Raw genomic sequence first — 16992 nt, 5'->3', positions numbered from 1 at the left:
AAGCTATTGAACCACCTTTAAGACAACACCGGCGCCGTTTGGAAGGCGCCGGTATCGAAAGGTTACTCTCCCCAGGCCGCGAAGGCGTCGGCGAACGCCTTCTCACCGGGCGCGCCCTTCTCGAAGGTGAGAATAGCGCGACGCCGGCTGCCATAACGGATCGGAATATCGATCCAGGACCGCTCCTTCAGCAACTGAACGTTCCGGGTAACGTCCTGCTCGAGGCCGGACAGCGCCAGCCAGAACAGGCTGTCGGATACTTTGGCGACGGCGCCTGTGATGGTGTCGCCGCGCGCTTCCTCGGTCTGCTTGGCGATCATGCCAGGAGCGGCGTCGATGAACTTGCCGGCGAACGACGGAGGCACATCGAAGGAAAATTCCACGATGTGACTGGCCGGCAGCGCCTGATCGTCGTTCTTGTGAATGGAAAGGCGCATCTTGAGGCCCAGTTGCGGGATCTCGACATCGCCCCGGATCTGCGGCACCGGCTTGTCGCCGGGCAGCGCTGGTTCGTTGACGAAGGTCCACAGCACCGTGCCATCGAGCTTGGTTCCCGGAGCGCCCGGAATAGGCTCCTCGTAGAGGATGGCCTTCTGAGCGACGCCGATGGTTTGGCCGCTCTGAGCGGCGGCCGGCGGGGTCGACGGCGCGACGGGGGGCGCCAGGACAGGTCCTGCGTCGGCCAGCGGGGTCGTCTGGCTCGGCGCCGCCGGAGCCATGGCCGTTGCACCACCAGGCGCCGGTGGCAGGTCGGGATCGACAGTAGCTGGCGCGGGCACCGCCTCCGTCTGTACTGCGACGGCATCCGGTGCGACCGGCGCCGCCGGCGCCTCGCCCTCAGCCGGCAGCCGATCGAGAATCTTGGGAGCAAGGCCGTCGTCGCTCGTCGTCGCCGCGTTGCTCTCGGTCTGCGGCGCACCGGCGAACAATCCCGACAAGGTATCGCGATACGCGAAGACGGCACTACCAAGCGCCACCACCAAGATTACGGCGGCGCCAATCAGCAGCAAGCGAAGGCGCCGCCCCGAACCGGCGCCATCGTCCGGCCACGGCAGCGTTGCCGTCTCGCGCTGAGGCTGCAAGCGGTCGGTTTCAAGATTGTCGGGCGTCGCCAGGATAACGGCTTCCTGGCGCGAACTGGTCGGACGGGCATGTCCGAAGTCCGGCTCAACCCTTGCCCCGGGGGCCGGTTCTTCGACCTCGTCCACCTCGTTCATGGCGTGGCGCGCGGCGCGCAAGGCCGTGGAGGATGCCTCGCCCAGCGAATCGGCCTGCTTCAGCGTCCGAGACAGCGCACTGACACCAACGCCGATACGCGGCTCGCCATGCTCGTCGGGCAGGCGCGCGGTCGGCAATCTCGGCCGCTCGGTCGGCAGGCTCGCCGGTGCGCGGGGCGCGTCCCGGCCAGAAGACTCAGCGCGAACTGGCGGCTCCGAACGGGCGGGCGCACCGCGCGCCGTCAGCGGTTCGATGTGTCGGAACGGATTCATGTCCGGCGTCGCGAGCGGCTCGATATGGCGGAACGGATTCATATCGGGTGTCGCGAGCGAGGCCAAGCCACCCTTGCGAGACGGGGCCGAGGGTTCCTCGTGCCTGGGTTCGGGGTGCGGCTCCGGCTCGGCGCGCGGCGCGGGTTCCGCTGGGGCCGGCGGCGGCGCCTTGACAACGGGCGCAGGCTCCGCCCTGGTCGAAGCTTCTTCGGCGATGCCCGCCACCTCGGCCTCAACTCTACGAATGCAATCCTCAAGCGCCACACGCTGGTCGGCGATGTCGGTCGGCGACAGCGGCGGATTGTACGAGCTGAGCTGGCGGAGCAGCGCGACCCGAGCCTTCTCGTAGACGGCGCGCCTCGCCTCGCCCGACCCAGACGGCAGCGAGGAAATGGCACGCTTCAATACGGGATAGTAGTCGGCCATGTACCGCATCTCTCGGCTTGGCGCCCCGCCTTGCGGCGGAACGCTGTTTCGATAGGACACCCGGCGGCGAGCCATGCGATGGCGGCCGGGCTTTTTTGCGGCAGGAAAGCCAGCAAAACGTGGTGAATCACTTAATCCTGAAACGGATCACGCACAAGAATCGTGTCGAGACGATCGGGACTGGTGGACAACATGGCCACAGGCGCGCCGATCAATTCTTCGATATGGCGCACATACTTGATCGCCTGCGCCGGCAGCTCGGCCCACGAGCGGGCACCGGCCGTCGATTCCTTCCAGCCTTCCATCGTCTCGTAGATCGGCTTCACCCGCGCCTGCTCTTCCTGATTAGCCGGCAGGTAATCGAGGGTACGGCCATCGATCTCGTAGCCGATGCAGACCTTGATTTCGTCGAGGCCGTCGAGCACGTCGAGCTTGGTGAGCGCGATGCCGTTGATGCCCGAGGTGACCACCGTCTGGCGCACCAGCACGGCGTCGAACCAGCCGCAACGGCGCTTACGGCCGGTGACGGTGCCGAACTCGCGGCCGCGCTCGCCGAGGAAATCGCCAACCTCGTCGAACAGCTCGGTCGGGAACGGCCCGGAACCAACGCGCGTCGTGTAGGCCTTGGTGATGCCGAGCACGTAGTTGAGCGCCCCCGGCCCCATGCCGGCCCCAGCGGCGGCCTGTCCGGCCGTGGTGTTGGAACCAGTCACGAAGGGATAGGTGCCATGATCGTTGTCGAGCAGCGCGCCTTGGGCGCCCTCGAACAGGATGCGGGCGCCCGACTTGCGCTTCTCATCGAGCAGCCGCCAGGTGACGTCCATATAGGGCAGGATGAAATCGGCGACTGCCATCAACTCGGCGCGGATGGTCTCCGGCGCGATTTCCGGCTGACCGAGGCCGCGGCGAAGCGGATTGTGGTGGGAGAGCAATCGCTCGATACGATTGTTCAGCGTCTCGGGGTGGGCGAGATCGACGAGGCGGATGGCACGGCGGCCAACCTTGTCCTCATAAGCGGGGCCGATGCCGCGCTTGGTGGTGCCGATGCGGGTCGATGGCGAAGCGGCGTTCTCACGCAGCTCGTCGAGCTCCTGATGAATGGACAGGATGAGCGTGGCGTTCTCGGCGATGCGCAGGTTATCCGGGCTGATCTTGACGCCCTGCTCGCGGATACGCGTCACTTCGGCAACGAAGGCACGCGGATCGACCACGACGCCGTTGCCGATGACGGAAAGCTTGCCCGGGCGGGCGACACCGGAGGGCAGCAGCGACAGCTTGTAGGAAACGCCGTCGATCACCAGCGTGTGGCCGGCGTTATGACCGCCCTGGAAACGGACGACCACATCGGCCCGCTCGGACAGCCAGTCGACGATTTTGCCTTTGCCTTCGTCTCCCCACTGGGAGCCGACCACCACTACGTTCGCCATTGAAAAGGTCCTGTCGTTCAAGTGCCAGACCTTTCCGCGCCGCGCCGCCGATGGCAGCACCCACACGGAAAGCCCCGATGCTTTGGGCACCGGGGCTTGACCGACTATAACGGCCCCCGCCTCTCAATGAAAGTCGCGATGTCGGAAATCTGCCACTTATCCGGAAGCCGGCGTACCGGAATTCGCGAAAGAGACGTGCGGGGCGATCTCGAACCCACTAGGAAGAGATGACCAGAGATCGACGAGAGGTGCTTTGTGACCGATGATAGTATTTGGTCGCGTCTCTACAGCCGGCCCTATCTTCTCCTGATATTGTCGCCGCTCTTCTGGGCCGGCAATGCCGTGGCGAGTCGCCTCGCCGTTGGCCATGTATCGCCCATGGCACTCACCACCTTTCGCTGGTCCGGCGTGTTGCTTTTGCTTGTCGTCTTCGCCCGCAAGCCCGTGGTTGCCGACTGGTCGGTAATGAAAAGTCGGCTGCCCTATATGCTGGCGATGGGCGCGCTCGGCTTCACCTTTTTCAATGCCTTCTTCTATATCGCCGCCCATTTCACATCGGCGGTCAACATCGGCATCATCCAGGGCGCCCTGCCCGGCCTCGTCTTTGTCTTCGCCTACCTGATCGCCGGCACGCGGGCCGGGTCCGGCCAGTTGGCCGGCATGGCAACGACGCTTGTCGGTGTCGGTGTCATCGCCATCAAGGGCGACATCAGCACCCTCGCCTCGCTCGACCTCAATGCCGGCGATCTGATGATGCTCGGGGCCTGCGTCGTCTATGCCCTTTACACCGTGCTGTTGCCCCGCAGGCCGAAGATTGCCGGTCTCTCTTTTTTCGCCGGCCTTTCCGTCGCCGCCTTCCTTACCTCTCTGCCCTTTCTCGCCGTGGAGATCGCCATGGGGCAATATGTCGCCCCGACGCCCTTCGGCTGGTTGGTCGTGGCCTATTGCGCCGTCTTCCCGTCGGTGATCTCGCAGATCTTCTTCGTGCGCGGTGTCGAACTGGTCGGACCGGGACGGGCCGGCGTGTTCATCAACCTCATCCCGGTCTTCGCCTCGGTTCTCGCCGTGCTGGTGCTCCGCGAGAGCTTCCATGCCTATCACGCCGTGGCGCTGGCGCTCGTGCTCGGCGGCATCTTCTGGGCCGAATGGAGCAAGCGCGGCGGGGTCACCGCCTGAGGGAGGCGAGACCTTCTGGGACCGTTTGAGAATTCGCGCCGGCGGCCGTCTGAGTAGAACTTAGAAATGGTCACTGGCGCAGCGTCAGCGTCGCGGTCACGCTGCTGTCGGTATAATCGCCGCCAGCCGTGTCGGAGCGGACGATCTTGTGCGCGCCGTCGAGGCCGAGTTCCACCGTTCGGTTCAGCTTGTAGCCGACGCCGGCCTTCAGCGTCGTGGTCGTCACCTGATGATCGATACCAGCGTAATCTTCCAGCGTCAGTTCGCCACCGGTCACCACGAAGGCGTTCGGCGTCAGCGCATAGGTCACCGTCAGCTCGCCGGTGCGCTTGAGTACGCCCGACGCGCCAGCCGTCGATGTCGGCGCGAAACTGGTCGAGGCGGCCCCCGTCAGACGGAGCAACTCGCTGGGATCCCACGTCAGTGAGGCCGAGCCGATCACGCCGGAAATATCGGAAAGCGAGCTTTCCTTGAGCCACTCGTAGCCGTAGCCGAGGGCGATCTCGCCGGTGACGTCGTCGCGCGACACGGAAACGCCGGCCTTGGCCTCGCCACCCACACCGCTCCGGCTGACACCATCGCCGGCTGCCGGCCGATCGAAGGTGCGTCCGAAGGCGCCAAGCTCCACAAATGGCTGAAACACGGCGCCGCTGTCGAGCGACAGGCGCAACGACGACGACAAGTCGGTATTGTCGAGCGTCGTGTCGGTCTCGTTCACGGTGCGATCAATACCGATACCGGTCTTGAGACCGATAAGGCCGCCGAACCGTTCGTAGCCGAGCGTGCCGGAGAAAGTGTTTTCCTTGCCGTCGCCAGATGTGTCGTCGCGAAGCGTCCAGCCAGCCGACGCCGTGAGACGATCGGCATTGGTGAGATCGAAGCGGCCGACGATGCTGGCATCGCCCTCGGGCAGCTTTTCATCGATGCCGGAAAGCGAGCGGCGGTAGGCGCCGGAAAGCCGCATCTCCAGGCTGTTGCGCTCCCAGTCGGAACGGGCGTCGATTTCGCCGGTGGAGCGGACGAAGGTTTCGTTGCCGTCCACCGAATGATGGCGAAGGCCGATGCCCGTCGAGGTGGTGGCATTCACCACGAAACTGCCAAGACGAAGACCGAGCGGCTCATATTCGGCGCGGGCATCCGCCTCGCGCGTCACGGCCGGCAAGCTCGGCGCCACCGCCGCCAGTTTGGCCGAAAGGCTGGGCGGCACCGGCCGGACAACCGTCCTGAGGTCGGTCGCCGGCAAGCTGGCGCGCAAGGACGGAATGACAAACTCGGCGGCATCAGGTTTGGCGGCAGCGGTGTCCGCCGCCTCTCCGAGAGTCGCGTCGGCGGTGGTGTTGACCGGCTTGGCGGGCAGTGTGGTTCTGAGCGCCGGCACGACGTCCGGGTCGCCGCCCTCCTGCGCGTAGGAGGGCGCGGCGAGGAGAACGGACGCCATCGTCAGAGCCCGAAAGGTCTGCCGCCGATGCACGCCCCGCCTCCGTCGCCGCGCTCACCGCCCCGAGCGGTGTCCAGTGTTGACGAAGAGTAAAGGATGTAGGTTAACGAGCCGTTAGGCAGCTGTCCGGCGGTGAACAGCCCGAGCCGGGATTAGCCCCCGGACTCCGGCTCGACCAGGAAACGGCCGTTACGGTGACCGACGATCCGCACCCGCGTGCCGCTTGCCAGGTCCGGCCCGTCGGCCCGCCAGATGGTGTCGTCGAGGCGTATATGGCCGGATCCGCCCTCGATCGCCCGATCGACCACAGCCAGACGACCGACCTGCCGGCCGAGCCGGTCGTTGGCAAAACCGTCTCCCTCCTTGGACGCCCGGCCATAGAAGCGCCGGCCGATCAGCACGGCCGCCGCCGACAACAGGACGAACAGCACCGCCTCCACCTGCCAGCTCATGGCGATGGCGAGGGCCAGCAAGCCGACGACCATCGCCGCTGCGCCGAACCAGATGAAGAACGTGCCCGGTACCACCACCTCGATGCCGGCCAACAGCAACGCCAACAGCAGCCATGACCACGGCCCGAGATAGACGATCAGCCCTTCGAGAAGGCCCATGATGTATCCTTCCCTCAACCGCCGACCGGCGGCACGGCGCCACGCCGGCGCGGCGACGTGTCGGCCGGTCCGCCCCGCGCGCCGTCGTCGCTGAAGGCGGCGCGGGCCAGTTCGGCAATGCCGCCCAGCGAACCGAGCAAGGCAGTCGCCTCCATCGGCAGCATCAGGATCTTCTGGTTGGGCGAATGGGCGAACTGGCTTAGCGCCTGCGTATACTTGTCGGCGATGAAGTAGTTAAGCGCCTGCACGTCACCGTTAGACACCGCCTCGGACACCAGCGCCGTCGCCTTGGCTTCGGCCTCGGCGAGACGCTCGCGCGCCTCGGCATCGCGGAAGGCCGCTTCGCGCCGGCCCTCGGCCTGCAACACCTGCGCCTGCTTCTCGCCCTCGGCCTTCAGGATGGCCGACTGGCGCGAGCCCTCGGCTTCCAGGATCTGAGCGCGCTTCTCACGTTCCGCCTTCATCTGCCGGGCCATGGAGGCGACAAGGTCGGCCGGCGGATTGATGTCCTTGATCTCGATGCGGGTGATCTTGACGCCCCAGGCCTCGGTCGCCGCGTCGACGACGCGAAGCAGGCGGGAATTGATCTCGTCGCGGTTGGACAGGAGATTGTCGAGGTCCATCGAGCCCATCACCGTGCGGATGTTGGTCATGGTGATGTTGAGGATGGCGCGCTGCAGATTGGATATTTCATAAGCGGCACGCGCCGCGTCGAGCACTTGATAGAAGGCGACGCCGTCCACCGTGCAGGTGGCGTTGTCGCGGGTGATGATCTCCTGGCTCGGCACATCCAGCACCTGCTCCATGCGGTTGAGCTTGGCGCCGATGCGATCGAAGAAGGGAACGATCAGGTTGAGTCCGGGCTGTAGCGTTCGCGTGTAGCGGCCAAAACGCTCCACCGTCCAGTTGTAACCTTGCGGCACCTGCTTGATGCCGGCGAACAGGACGATGATGGCGAGCAGAACCAGCGCGATGATGGCGATGTCGCCGCCACTCAAAAAGACATCCATGACGATCCTCCCGAAAATGCTCAGTAAGTCTAGGCATTTCCGGGGAGGATATCAAATGACACGCCGAGCGGGCGGACATATCCAAGCCGCGTGACCGACTTCCGGCGCCAGGCGGTGCCAGCGTGGCAAGCACGAAAGCCCATAGCCAGGCCGCCGGCGATTGAGACGGATAAAGCAATCGCCGGTGGCGATTGCCACCTTAAGCGGCAACCGTCGCGGGCTGGGCGGGAATAAGCCGGCCGACCGGCTGAAGCACGCCTTCGGCGCCATCGAGCGCGCCGGACACAAGTTCAAGGCCAAGGAAGCGGGCCCGCTCAAAAGGACCGGGCATGGCGAGCTGCTCCATGCCATGCGTCGAGAAGCCGAAGCGCCGGTAGTAGGGCTCGTCACCGACCAGCACGATGGCGCCATGACCGAACGCCCGCGCCCGATCGGCGGCAAGCCGCATCAGCGCGGCACCGATGCCAGAGCCCCGGCAGTCGTCATCGACGGCGAGCGGACCGAGCAGCAGCAGCGGCTTCCGTCCGGCCGCCGCGTCCCACAGGCGCACGCTACCGACGAGGCGATCGCCATCGCGGGCAACCAGCGCCAAACCTTCGGAAGGGAGACGCCCCGAGCGAATCTTTTCCGACGATTTACGAAAGCGGGCCGGGCCGAAGGCGCGGTCGAGCAGCATTTCGCGGGCGAACACATCACCCGCCTGTTCATTCATGTAGGCGATCATCAAGGCAACCCCGCCCCCCGCCGCAACAGGCGGGGCGATGAAGTCACAAAGGGAGCCGGACGGACCCCGTCCGGAGCGATGTCAAATCACGTAGGACTTGAGCGGCGAGAAGCCATTGAAGGCCACCGCCGAGTAGGTCGTCGTGTAGGCGCCGGTGCCTTCGATCAGCACTTCATCGCCGATCTCCAAGCTGATCGGCAGCTCATAGGGCGTCTTCTCGTAGAGAACGTCGGCGCTGTCGCAGGTCGGGCCAGCCAAGACGCAGGGCGCCGTGGCGCTGCCATCGTGGCGGGTGCGAATCGGATAGCGGATCGCCTCTTCCATCGTCTCGGCGAGACCGCCGAACTTGCCGATGTCGAGATAGACCCAGCGCTGCTCGTCGTCGCGATGCTTCTTGGAGATCAGCACCACTTCCGCCTTGATCATGCCGGCACCGCCGACCATGCCGCGGCCCGGCTCGATGATCGTCTCGGGCACGTGGTTGGCAAAATGCCGACGCACCGCCTCGTCGATCGAGCGGCCGTAGGCCTCCGTCGCCGGAACGTCCTTGAGATAGCGGGTCGGGAAGCCACCGCCGAGATTGACCATCTTGAGCTGGATACCGCGATCGGCCAGCTCGCCGAAGATGGCGGCGGCCGATGCGAGCGCACCGTCCCAAGCATCAAGGTTGCCCTGCTGCGAGCCGACGTGGAAGGAGATGCCATGGGCGGTGAGGCCGGAGCGATGGGCGTGCTCAAGTACCTCGGCGGCCATCGACGGCTCGCAACCGAACTTGCGGCTGAGCGGCCATTCGGCGCCGGCACCGTCGCACAGGATGCGGCAGAACACCTTGGCGCCAAGCTTGCCGGTCGCCTCGGCCTGACGGGCAACCTTGTCCACCTCGGCCTCGCAGTCGACGGCAAACAGGTTGACGCCCAGCTCGAGAGCGCGAGCGACATCGCGCTCCTTCTTGATGGTGTTGCCGAAGGAGATGCGGTCGGCCGTTGCGCCGGTGGCCAGCACCATCTCGATCTCCGGGATCGAGGCGCAATCGAAGGACGAGCCGAGGTCGGCGAGCAGCTGCAGCACTTCCGGCGACGGATTAGCCTTCACCGCATAATAGATGCGGGTATCGGGCAACGCATGGCGGAAGGCGTTGAAGTTATCGCGGACGACATTGAGATCGACCACCAAGCAGGGGCCTTCGGGTCGTCGGGCGGCAAGGAAATCAAGGATGCGAGCGGTCATGGCTCAGTGAACTCCGTCGTCCAAGCTCTGCGTTCCGAGGGTGAGCTATTCTCTCTCCGCGACCGGTGTGGACCCGGCACGCGCAAGCGAATGCACCCTCACCTTCCGTTTCCGAAAGGCGGTGAAAGTCAGTTGCGACCTCGGATCCCAAACACTCGGCGAAGAGGCGCCGAGCGGTTATGACCGTTGGTCGTAGAGCCTTTGATTGGACGGATTACTCCAGTCCGCACGTCCGGCAAGGAAGTAAGTGCCTCTTTAGTAACGCCAGCGTTTGGAGCGCCAGCAGAGACCAAAAAAGCCCTCTACGTCGTTGCTTTAAGTCGCGTCCGCCGCTTGAGAAGCAGCTTAGACCCGGTTTAACTCCGGTCACCGGTTGCCCTCGCCGGAACCGCCGTTAAGCGGCCCTAGCGAAACCGGCACGCAACCACAGGCACGTGCGAAATTGGGCAAGGACGCATGTACTCTGCGTTGCCCCCTTCTGCAAGACCTTCGAACTCGAAAATTCGTTTGTGACGACAATTTCACGCGATGCGCCCTCCTGGCGGCACCTCAGCCAAACGAATGCCCGCCATCCTTTGCGGCGTCACAGGTCAAGTGCAACAGGCACTGTCGAAGCGGCAGTAGTTCAACAGGAAGAATTCGATTGTCCACTCACGGGAAACGATACGTAAAACAGCAGAAAATCGCATGATTCTGCGATGGAGACCTTATTTTTCATATTGACGGCACTAAGCGGATTCAGGTCATTAGGATTAACGGGCGTGACTGTCGGTTGGCCGATTGCTGGGCTGCTACAAAGTCGGCCCTAAAGCGCTTTCGCCATCTCGCGGAGGGTTTCGGAGGCCACGGAACTGCTCGTGCTGGGATGTCGAAGGCGGAAACGTGCTCGAACTGGCGGCGGACAATGGACACATTCACACGCATGCGGACTTTCGTGGAGGTCGTCGAAGCGGGAGGGTTCTCGGCGGCGGCACGAAAGCTCGGCAGGTCGAAGGCCCTGATCTCGAAATACGTAAAAGAACTTGAAGACGAGTTGGGCGCCCGCCTGATGAACCGCACGACGCGGCGTCTGTCGCTCACTGAACTCGGGCAGGCTTATTTTCGCGACGCGGGTGAGATCCTCCAGCGGGTCGACGATCTTCAGGACATGGTGCGCGAACGCCACGGCGAGCCGACCGGTCTGCTACGCGTCGCCGCTCCTCGCACCTTCGGCGATTCGACGCTCGGCAAGGCGATCATGGATTTCGTGGCGGCCAATCCCGCCATCCGCCTCGACCTCAGGCTCGACGATCGCTTCGTCGATCTGATCGACGAGGGCTTCGACTGCGCCATCCGCGTCAGCGAATTATCCGATTCGAGCCTGATCGCCCGCAAACTCGCCGACTATCGCTTTGCGACGGTGGTTCATCCCGACGTCGTCGCCATCCACGGCTTGCCGGACACACCGGACGACCTGACGCGGCTACCCTGCATCATCGATTCCAACCTTCGCAACCGTTTCAACTGGCGCTTCCTGGTCGCCGGCATCCGGCAGACGGTGCCGGTATCCGGCCGTGTTGAGGTGAACTCGCCGTCCGCCGTGCGCCTCGCCGTGCTCGCCGGTCTCGGTTACGGGTCCGTACCCTACAAGATGGTCGAGGACGATATCGCCGCCGGCCGGCTTAAAATCGTGCTGGCCGACTTCGAGCTGGGCGCCGCCAATATCTACGTCGTCTACCCGCATCGTCGGCACCTCTCCGCCAAGATCCGCGCCTTCGTCGACTTCATGGCCGACTGGTTCCAGAAAAACGGCGACGAATGCAATGGCGGGCCAGAGACGGCACAGGTCGAAACCGGACAGGTCGAAGTCGAACAGCCGAGTTGACATCGTCCCGCCTTGTTTGGCAGCGATGTGTCGCCGAAGGCGCTGCTGCCACCGCCACGGGATGCCGCTCGTGACCAAGAGGACTAATTTCTTCGCCGCCGCCTTTGCCGGCGCCCTTGCAGTGGCCGCGCCAGCCGCTGCCCATCCCCACGTCTGGGTCGATGCCAAAGCCGAGGTGGTGTTCGACGGCAAGGGCGATATCACCGCCATCCGCAACATCTGGCGCTTCGATGACGCCTATTCGGCCTTCGCAAGCCAGGGCCTCGACACCAACGGCGACGGCAAGCTCAGCGCCGACGAACTGAAGCCGCTCGCCGACCTCAATGTCAAATCGCTGAAGGACTACGCCTACTTCACCTTCATCACCGCCGCCGACGGCAAGGACATCGACTTCAACAAGCCCACTGAGTACTGGCTGCAGCAAGACGGCGATCACCTCATCCTGTTCTTCACGCTGCCGACCAAGGCGCCGCTCAAATCCACAGGGAAGATAAGGCTGGAGGTCTACGACCCCACCTTCTTCGTCGCTTTCCGCATGATTGACGACAAGAACGGCCCCATCGTCCTCGACGGCGCTCCCGCCGCCTGCGCCATCAAAACATTCCGGCCGCCGGACATGGACCCAGCAGCCGCCGCCGCGCTGGCCGCCATCCCGGCTGACCAGCGCAACCTGCCACCCGAGCTGCAGCTTCTGGCCGACGACCAGACCAATGGGGCCGACATCACATGCCCTTGACCGTTCGCCCTGCCCCCATCGTCGGCCTCGGCGTCGTCGCACTCCTCCTCTTAGCAGCTCCGGCGCTCGCTTCGACCGGCCCGTTCGGCGTCGGGCTGCCGGAGCCGGCCGCCACCGGCGGCGCTTTCCTGCCGGGCCTGTTCCGGTTCATAGCCGGCTGGCAGGCCACCTTCTACCGCGACCTCACGGCGACCATCACCGCCATGAAGACCAACGGCAACGCCGGTGTCTGGCTGATGACGCTGTCGTTTCTTTACGGCGTGCTGCATGCCGTCGGTCCCGGACATGGCAAGGCGGTGATCTCAACCTACGTGCTTGCCAATCGCGAAACGGCCAGGAACGGCGCCATTCTCGCCCTCGTCTCGGCACTCGCCCAGGCGGTGACGGCGGTCGTCATGGTGCTCATCGCCGCCGTGCTGCTCGGCGCCACCTCGATCGCCATGACACAAGCGGCCGCGGCGATGGAAACGGGATCCTTCGCGCTGATCGTCCTGCTCGGTCTTTGGCTGGTCTGGCGCAAGATCGTCCGCCCCCTCGGTGACTGGTTTGCCGAACGCTACGCTCCGGTCGCCGTCACGATCGGCGGCGCTCCCGCCGTAATGACCACCAGCTTTGGCGCCGCCAGCCATGACGGGTGCGGCCACGATCACCACAGGCTTGGCCTGAAGCCGGCTCGCCACGTCCACGACGAGTCTTGTGGTCATGTTCACGCGCCGTCGCTGGAGGTCGCCACCGGCCGCCTCGACTGGAAGAAGGCGTGGTCGGCGGTCGTCGCCGTCGGTCTTCGGCCCTGTACCGGCGCGCTGATCGTGCTGGTATTCGCCCTGAGCCAAGGCCTGTTGGCCGCGGGCATCGCCTCGGCTTTCACCATGGCTTTCGGCACCGGCTTCACCGTCGCCGTCTTGACGCTCGCCGCCGTCATGACACGCGGTTTGGCCGTCCGCCTCGCCGCCACCGGCGGCGGCGACTTCGGCCACCGCCTGCACACCGTTATCGAAGCCGGCGCGGCGGTGACTGTGCTGCTGTTCGGCCTGCTGATGTTCGGCGCGTCTCTCTGGGGTTGATCTCGACCCCTTGGAGAGACCGCTTAGCGTTTGGCGGCTTCGGCGGCGATTGCCGCGCCAAAGGCTTCGAGGATGGCCTTCGACGGACCGTCGGTCGCGCCCCAGTATTCGGGGTGCCACTGAACACCCAGCGTGAAGCCAGCGGCTCCCTTCACCGACACCGCCTCGATGGTGCCATCCGGCGCCGTCGCCTCGACGGCGAGACGGTCGGAAAGCCGCGCCACCGCCTGCCGGTGCAGCGAGTTCACCTGTATCTCCCCCTCGACGATGCGGCCAAGGCAGCCGCCAGCGGCGATCGTCACGCCATGGCGGATGGCAAACTTGCCGTCCATGTCGGCAACGTCGGGATGGCGATGGTCCATGCGATCCGGCAGATCCTGAACATCGGAGGCGAGCGATCCGCCGAGCGCCACGTTGAGTTCCTGCAAGCCGCGACAGATGCAGAGCAGCGGAACGCCGCGCTCGATCGCCCGCCGGATCAGCGGCAAGCTGGTTGCATCGCGCACTTCATCATAGGGGCCCATCGCCTCGGTCGCCGCTACGCCATAATGCGACGGATGGACATTGGTTCTCGATCCCGTGGCGACGACGCCATCGACCCTATCGAGAACGGCGTCGAGGTCGAGGCGCGGTCCGAAGGCCGACAGGATCACCGGCAGGCCGCCCGACACCCCGAGCACAGCCTCGAGGTAGGTGGTGGGCGCGCAGTGCCAAGTGTAGCCGTCAAAATCACGGGTATCGGCTGTGAAGAGAACGACGGGAGCAGTCATGAATGGATCCGAAGCGTTGAGAACCCAACCTTGTTAGCCGATTGTCCGGATAAGCGGGAGACACATTGTTGCCTGAGTTTTGGCCAGGCTGCCACGCATGACGATTTTGCGCAACTTTCGGAAAAGTTTGCAGGATTGTAGCATCACCTAATTGCGTGATGCCGAATTTTCCGTTTTTAATGCCGCGCGCGCCGGTTCCGGCCTCCCTTCGGAAGCTGAGCGGCGTTGGAATTTAAGCGATGCCGTCGCGTCAAGCGGGGCATGAAATAGGGGCAAGGGGAGGATCGCATGGATCGTCGTCAGTTCATCAGGAAAGCCGGGCTCGTCTCCACCGGCGCCGCGGCGAGCGTGGGGACGCTCGCCATGCCGGCCATCGCGCAGTCGCAGCCGGAGATCAAATGGCGCCTCGCCTCGAGCTTTCCGAAATCGACCGACGCCATCTTCGGCTCTTCCGAACTGTTTGCCAAGACGGTGTCCGAGGCGACCGACGGCAAGTTCCAGATCCAGGTGTTCCCGGCCGGCGAGCTGGTGCCGCCGCTGCAGGTGCTCGATGCCGTGCAGAACGACACCGTCGAGATCACCCACACCGCCTCCTATTACTTCATCGGCAAGGACTTGACCTTCGCCATCGCCACCTCGCTGCCCTTCGGCCTCAACACCCGCCAGCAGCAGGCCTGGATCTACCAGGGCGGCGGCCTCGAACTGATGAACGACTTCCTTGCCAACTATAACGCTGTGATGCTGCTCGGCGGCAACACCGGCACGCAGATGGGTGGCTGGTTCCGTAACGAGATCAACACCGTCGCCGATCTCAAGGGGCTGAAGTTCCGCGTTGGCGGCGTCGGCGGCAGGGTGCTGGCGACCCTCGGTGTCGTGCCGCAGCAGATCCCGGCCCCGGACATCTACCCGGCGCTCGAGAAGGGCACCATCGACGCCACCGAGTGGGTCGGTCCCTATGACGACGAGCGGCTCGGCCTCTATCAGGTGGCCAAGTACTATTATTATCCGAGCTTCTGGGAAGGCTCGTCGGCGCTGCAGTACATGATCAACAAGAAGAAGTGGGAAGAGCTGCCGCAGGCCTACAAAGCGGTGCTGAGGGCCGCCGCCGCGCTTGCCAACGACGACATGACCGCCGCCTATGACGCCCGCAACTTCGCCGCCCTGAAGCGTCTGGTGGCGCAGGGCGTGCAGCTGAGGCCCTTCAGCCGCGAGATCCTCGACGCCGCCTATGACGCCTCCTTCAAGCTCTACGCCGATGAATCGGCCAAGAACCCGGCCTTCAAGAAGATCTACGAGCCGTGGAAGCAGTTCCGCGCCGAGAGTTACCAGTGGTTCCGCGTCGCCGAATACAACTTCGATTCTTACGTCTATTCGCAGCAGGCTGCCGGCAAGTAAGCCGGCGCGCATCGCACAAAGCAAAAGGCCGGCGGAGCGATCCGCCGGCCTTTCGCTTTTCGGTCCGCATCAGGGCTTGGCGCCAAAGTCCGGCGCGGGAGCCCCAAAGGACGGCGCTGGCGCCCCGAACGAGGGCGCGGCCGGTGTTCCGAACGGGCTGCCCCCCGCTCCCGGTGCGCCAAAAGCCGGAGCCGCCGGTGCCGGCGCCATGATGTCGATCTTGACGTTGTCGAGGTTCACCGCCGGGCGATCGCCCTTGTAGTGCGTCACCATGCCCGGGAACAGGATGACCAGCGCCACCATCAGCACCTGGATGAAGACGAAGGGGATGGCGCCCAGATAGATCTGCGACGAGGTAACCGGCGCCGTCCTCTGGCCGGAGATCTTGTCGACGTAAGGGTGATTCGGCGCCACCGAACGCAGGAAGAACAGCGCGAAGCCGAACGGCGGGTGCATGAAGGACGTCTGCATGTTGACGCCCAGGAGCACGCCGAACCACACGAGATCGATGCCCAGCTTGTCGGCAACCGGCGCCAAGAGCGGGATGATGATGAAGGCCAGCTCGAAATAATCGAGGAAGAAGGCGAGGAAAAACACCAGGAGGTTGACGACGATCAGAAAGCCCACTTCGCCGCCCGGCAGGCCGGCCAGCAGGCTCTCCACCCAGAGATGACCGTTGATGCCGTAGAAGGTCAGCGAAAAGACGCGGGCGCCGAGCAGCACGAACATGCAGAAGGCGGACAGCTTGGCCGTCTGCTCCAGCGCCTGCACCACCATGGTGAAGGTGAGGCGGCGGTTGACGATGGCGAGCAGCAGCGCGCCGACCGACCCCATGGCACCCCCTCGGTCGGCGTCGCAACACCGATGAAGATGGTACCCAGCACCAGGAAGACCAGCACCAGCGGCGGCACCAGCGATGTCAGCACCCTAGCGAGGAGGCGCCAGCCGCGCAGCGTTCGCGCCTCCGGCGGCAGGGCCGGCACCCAGTTGGGCCGAATAATGGAGACGACGAAAACAAACAGCGCGTAGAGGGCGGTGAGGATCAGGCTCGGATAGAGCGCGCCCTTATACATATCGCCCACCGACTGGCCGAGCTGGTCGGCCAGCACGATCAGCACCAGGCTCGGCGGGATGATCTGGGCGAGCGTGCCCGAGGCGGCGATGACGCCCGAGGCGATGCGGCGGTCATAGCCGTAACGCAGCATGATCGGCAGCGAGATGAGCCCCATGGCGATCACCGACGCGGCAACGACGCCGGTGGTGGCTGCGAGCAACGCGCCGACGAAGATCACCGCGTAGGCGAGGCCGCCGCGGATCGGCCCGAACAGCTGGCCGATGGTGTCGAGCAGATCTTCCGCCATGCCCGACCGCTCCAGCACCAACCCCATGAAGGTGAAGAACGGGATGGCGAGCAGCGTGTCGTTGCTCATGATCGACCAGACGCGATCGGGGATCGCCTGGAATAGGTTGGGCGACAACAGGCCGAGTTCGATGCCGATCAAGCCAAAGCCGAAGCCACACGCAGCCAGCGCGAAGGCTACGGGATAGCCGATCAGCAGGAACAGCAGCATCGAGCCGAACATGATCGGCGCGAGGTTGGCGACGAGGAAGGCGGTCATGGCAAGCAGTCCTCG

The 16992-nt window shown here is 64.7% G+C and carries 13 protein-coding genes and 1 pseudogene; 5 read left to right on the top strand and 9 right to left on the bottom strand.

The genetic code is table 11. The features are described from left to right. Positions 1-62 precede the first annotated feature (62 nt). The gene (locus tag AB6N07_RS05095) at positions 63-1916 is read right to left on the bottom strand and encodes a hypothetical protein (RefSeq protein WP_370676727.1); all 1854 of its coding nucleotides are present in this window, start codon (positions 1914-1916) and stop codon (positions 63-65) included. A 131-nt stretch (positions 1917-2047) separates the two neighbouring features. Next, entirely contained in the window at positions 2048-3343 is a 1296-nt protein-coding gene (locus AB6N07_RS05090) for an adenylosuccinate synthase (RefSeq protein WP_370676726.1), read from the bottom strand. 255 nt (positions 3344-3598) lie between these two features. Here AB6N07_RS05090 and AB6N07_RS05085 point away from each other — a divergent pair, with 255 nt between their 5' ends. Beyond that, entirely contained in the window at positions 3599-4519 is a 921-nt protein-coding gene (locus tag AB6N07_RS05085) for a DMT family transporter (RefSeq protein ID WP_370676725.1), read from the top strand. 70 nt (positions 4520-4589) lie between these two features. Here AB6N07_RS05085 and AB6N07_RS05080 read toward each other — a convergent pair whose 3' ends face one another. The 5 genes from AB6N07_RS05080 to AB6N07_RS05060 all read right to left on the bottom strand — a co-directional run bounded on the left by AB6N07_RS05080 (position 4590) and on the right by AB6N07_RS05060 (position 9529). Next, complete coding sequence (locus tag AB6N07_RS05080; RefSeq protein WP_370676724.1) at positions 4590-5957, bottom strand: outer membrane beta-barrel protein; 1368 nt, start codon at positions 5955-5957, stop codon at positions 4590-4592. A gap of 152 nt (positions 5958-6109) precedes the next feature. Then, positions 6110-6568 carry an NfeD family protein gene (locus AB6N07_RS05075; RefSeq protein WP_370676723.1) on the bottom strand — a complete coding sequence of 153 codons (459 nt, stop codon included), beginning with the start codon at positions 6566-6568 and terminating at the stop codon, positions 6110-6112. Between the two features lie 14 nt (positions 6569-6582). Continuing rightward, positions 6583-7566, bottom strand: coding sequence for an SPFH domain-containing protein (locus tag AB6N07_RS05070; protein ID WP_370678191.1), 984 nt, complete (start codon positions 7564-7566; stop codon positions 6583-6585). A gap of 211 nt (positions 7567-7777) precedes the next feature. Beyond that, complete coding sequence (locus AB6N07_RS05065) at positions 7778-8302, bottom strand: GNAT family N-acetyltransferase (RefSeq protein WP_370676722.1); 525 nt, start codon at positions 8300-8302, stop codon at positions 7778-7780. A gap of 81 nt (positions 8303-8383) precedes the next feature. Further along, complete coding sequence (locus AB6N07_RS05060) at positions 8384-9529, bottom strand: type III PLP-dependent enzyme (RefSeq protein WP_370676721.1); 1146 nt, start codon at positions 9527-9529, stop codon at positions 8384-8386. A gap of 904 nt (positions 9530-10433) precedes the next feature. Between AB6N07_RS05060 and AB6N07_RS05055 the strand changes: the two genes are divergently transcribed. From AB6N07_RS05055 to AB6N07_RS05045, 3 genes are all read left to right on the top strand, one after another. After that, complete coding sequence (locus AB6N07_RS05055; RefSeq protein ID WP_370676720.1) at positions 10434-11393, top strand: LysR family transcriptional regulator; 960 nt, start codon at positions 10434-10436, stop codon at positions 11391-11393. 70 nt (positions 11394-11463) lie between these two features. After that, positions 11464-12129: a DUF1007 family protein gene (locus AB6N07_RS05050; RefSeq protein ID WP_370676719.1), complete on the top strand. Its 666-nt coding sequence runs from the start codon at positions 11464-11466 to the stop codon at positions 12127-12129. Further along, positions 12120-13193 carry a nickel/cobalt transporter gene (locus AB6N07_RS05045; RefSeq protein ID WP_370676718.1) on the top strand — a complete coding sequence of 358 codons (1074 nt, stop codon included), beginning with the start codon at positions 12120-12122 and terminating at the stop codon, positions 13191-13193. The genes AB6N07_RS05050 and AB6N07_RS05045 overlap by 10 nt, the downstream gene beginning before the upstream one ends. 23 nt (positions 13194-13216) lie before the next feature. Here AB6N07_RS05045 and AB6N07_RS05040 read toward each other — a convergent pair whose 3' ends face one another. Then, positions 13217-13963 (bottom strand): gamma-glutamyl-gamma-aminobutyrate hydrolase family protein, encoded by a 747-nt coding sequence (locus AB6N07_RS05040; protein ID WP_370676717.1) that lies wholly within the window; start codon positions 13961-13963, stop codon positions 13217-13219. A gap of 288 nt (positions 13964-14251) precedes the next feature. Here AB6N07_RS05040 and AB6N07_RS05035 point away from each other — a divergent pair, with 288 nt between their 5' ends. After that, positions 14252-15358 carry a TRAP transporter substrate-binding protein gene (locus tag AB6N07_RS05035; protein WP_370676716.1) on the top strand — a complete coding sequence of 369 codons (1107 nt, stop codon included), beginning with the start codon at positions 14252-14254 and terminating at the stop codon, positions 15356-15358. Between the two features lie 69 nt (positions 15359-15427). On the opposite strand, the pseudogene AB6N07_RS05030 reads toward AB6N07_RS05035, so the two are convergent. Further along, a pseudogene (locus AB6N07_RS05030) lies at positions 15428-16977 on the bottom strand (TRAP transporter large permease subunit). Positions 16978-16992 lie beyond the last annotated feature (15 nt).

Origin of the sequence: Pleomorphomonas sp. PLEO, from assembly GCF_041320595.1 — a bacterium.
Lineage (GTDB): Bacteria > Pseudomonadota > Alphaproteobacteria > Rhizobiales > Pleomorphomonadaceae > Pleomorphomonas.
The sequence above is the reverse complement of the archived record's forward strand: the minus strand, read 5'-3'. Positions and strand labels throughout refer to the sequence as shown.

Coding starts and splice junctions, on each gene's coding strand:
- AB6N07_RS05095 (WP_370676727.1), bottom strand. CDS start 1,916: ATGGCCGACTACTATCCCGTATTGAAGCGTGCCATTTCCTCGCTGCCG.
- AB6N07_RS05090 (WP_370676726.1), bottom strand. CDS start 3,343: ATGGCGAACGTAGTGGTGGTCGGCTCCCAGTGGGGAGACGAAGGCAAA.
- AB6N07_RS05080 (WP_370676724.1), bottom strand. CDS start 5,957: ATGGCGTCCGTTCTCCTCGCCGCGCCCTCCTACGCGCAGGAGGGCGGC.
- AB6N07_RS05075 (WP_370676723.1), bottom strand. CDS start 6,568: ATGGGCCTTCTCGAAGGGCTGATCGTCTATCTCGGGCCGTGGTCATGG.
- AB6N07_RS05065 (WP_370676722.1), bottom strand. CDS start 8,302: ATGATCGCCTACATGAATGAACAGGCGGGTGATGTGTTCGCCCGCGAA.
- AB6N07_RS05060 (WP_370676721.1), bottom strand. CDS start 9,529: ATGACCGCTCGCATCCTTGATTTCCTTGCCGCCCGACGACCCGAAGGC.
- AB6N07_RS05055 (WP_370676720.1), top strand. CDS start 10,434: ATGGACACATTCACACGCATGCGGACTTTCGTGGAGGTCGTCGAAGCG.
- AB6N07_RS05045 (WP_370676718.1), top strand. CDS start 12,120: ATGCCCTTGACCGTTCGCCCTGCCCCCATCGTCGGCCTCGGCGTCGTC.
- AB6N07_RS05040 (WP_370676717.1), bottom strand. CDS start 13,963: ATGACTGCTCCCGTCGTTCTCTTCACAGCCGATACCCGTGATTTTGAC.
- AB6N07_RS05035 (WP_370676716.1), top strand. CDS start 14,252: ATGGATCGTCGTCAGTTCATCAGGAAAGCCGGGCTCGTCTCCACCGGC.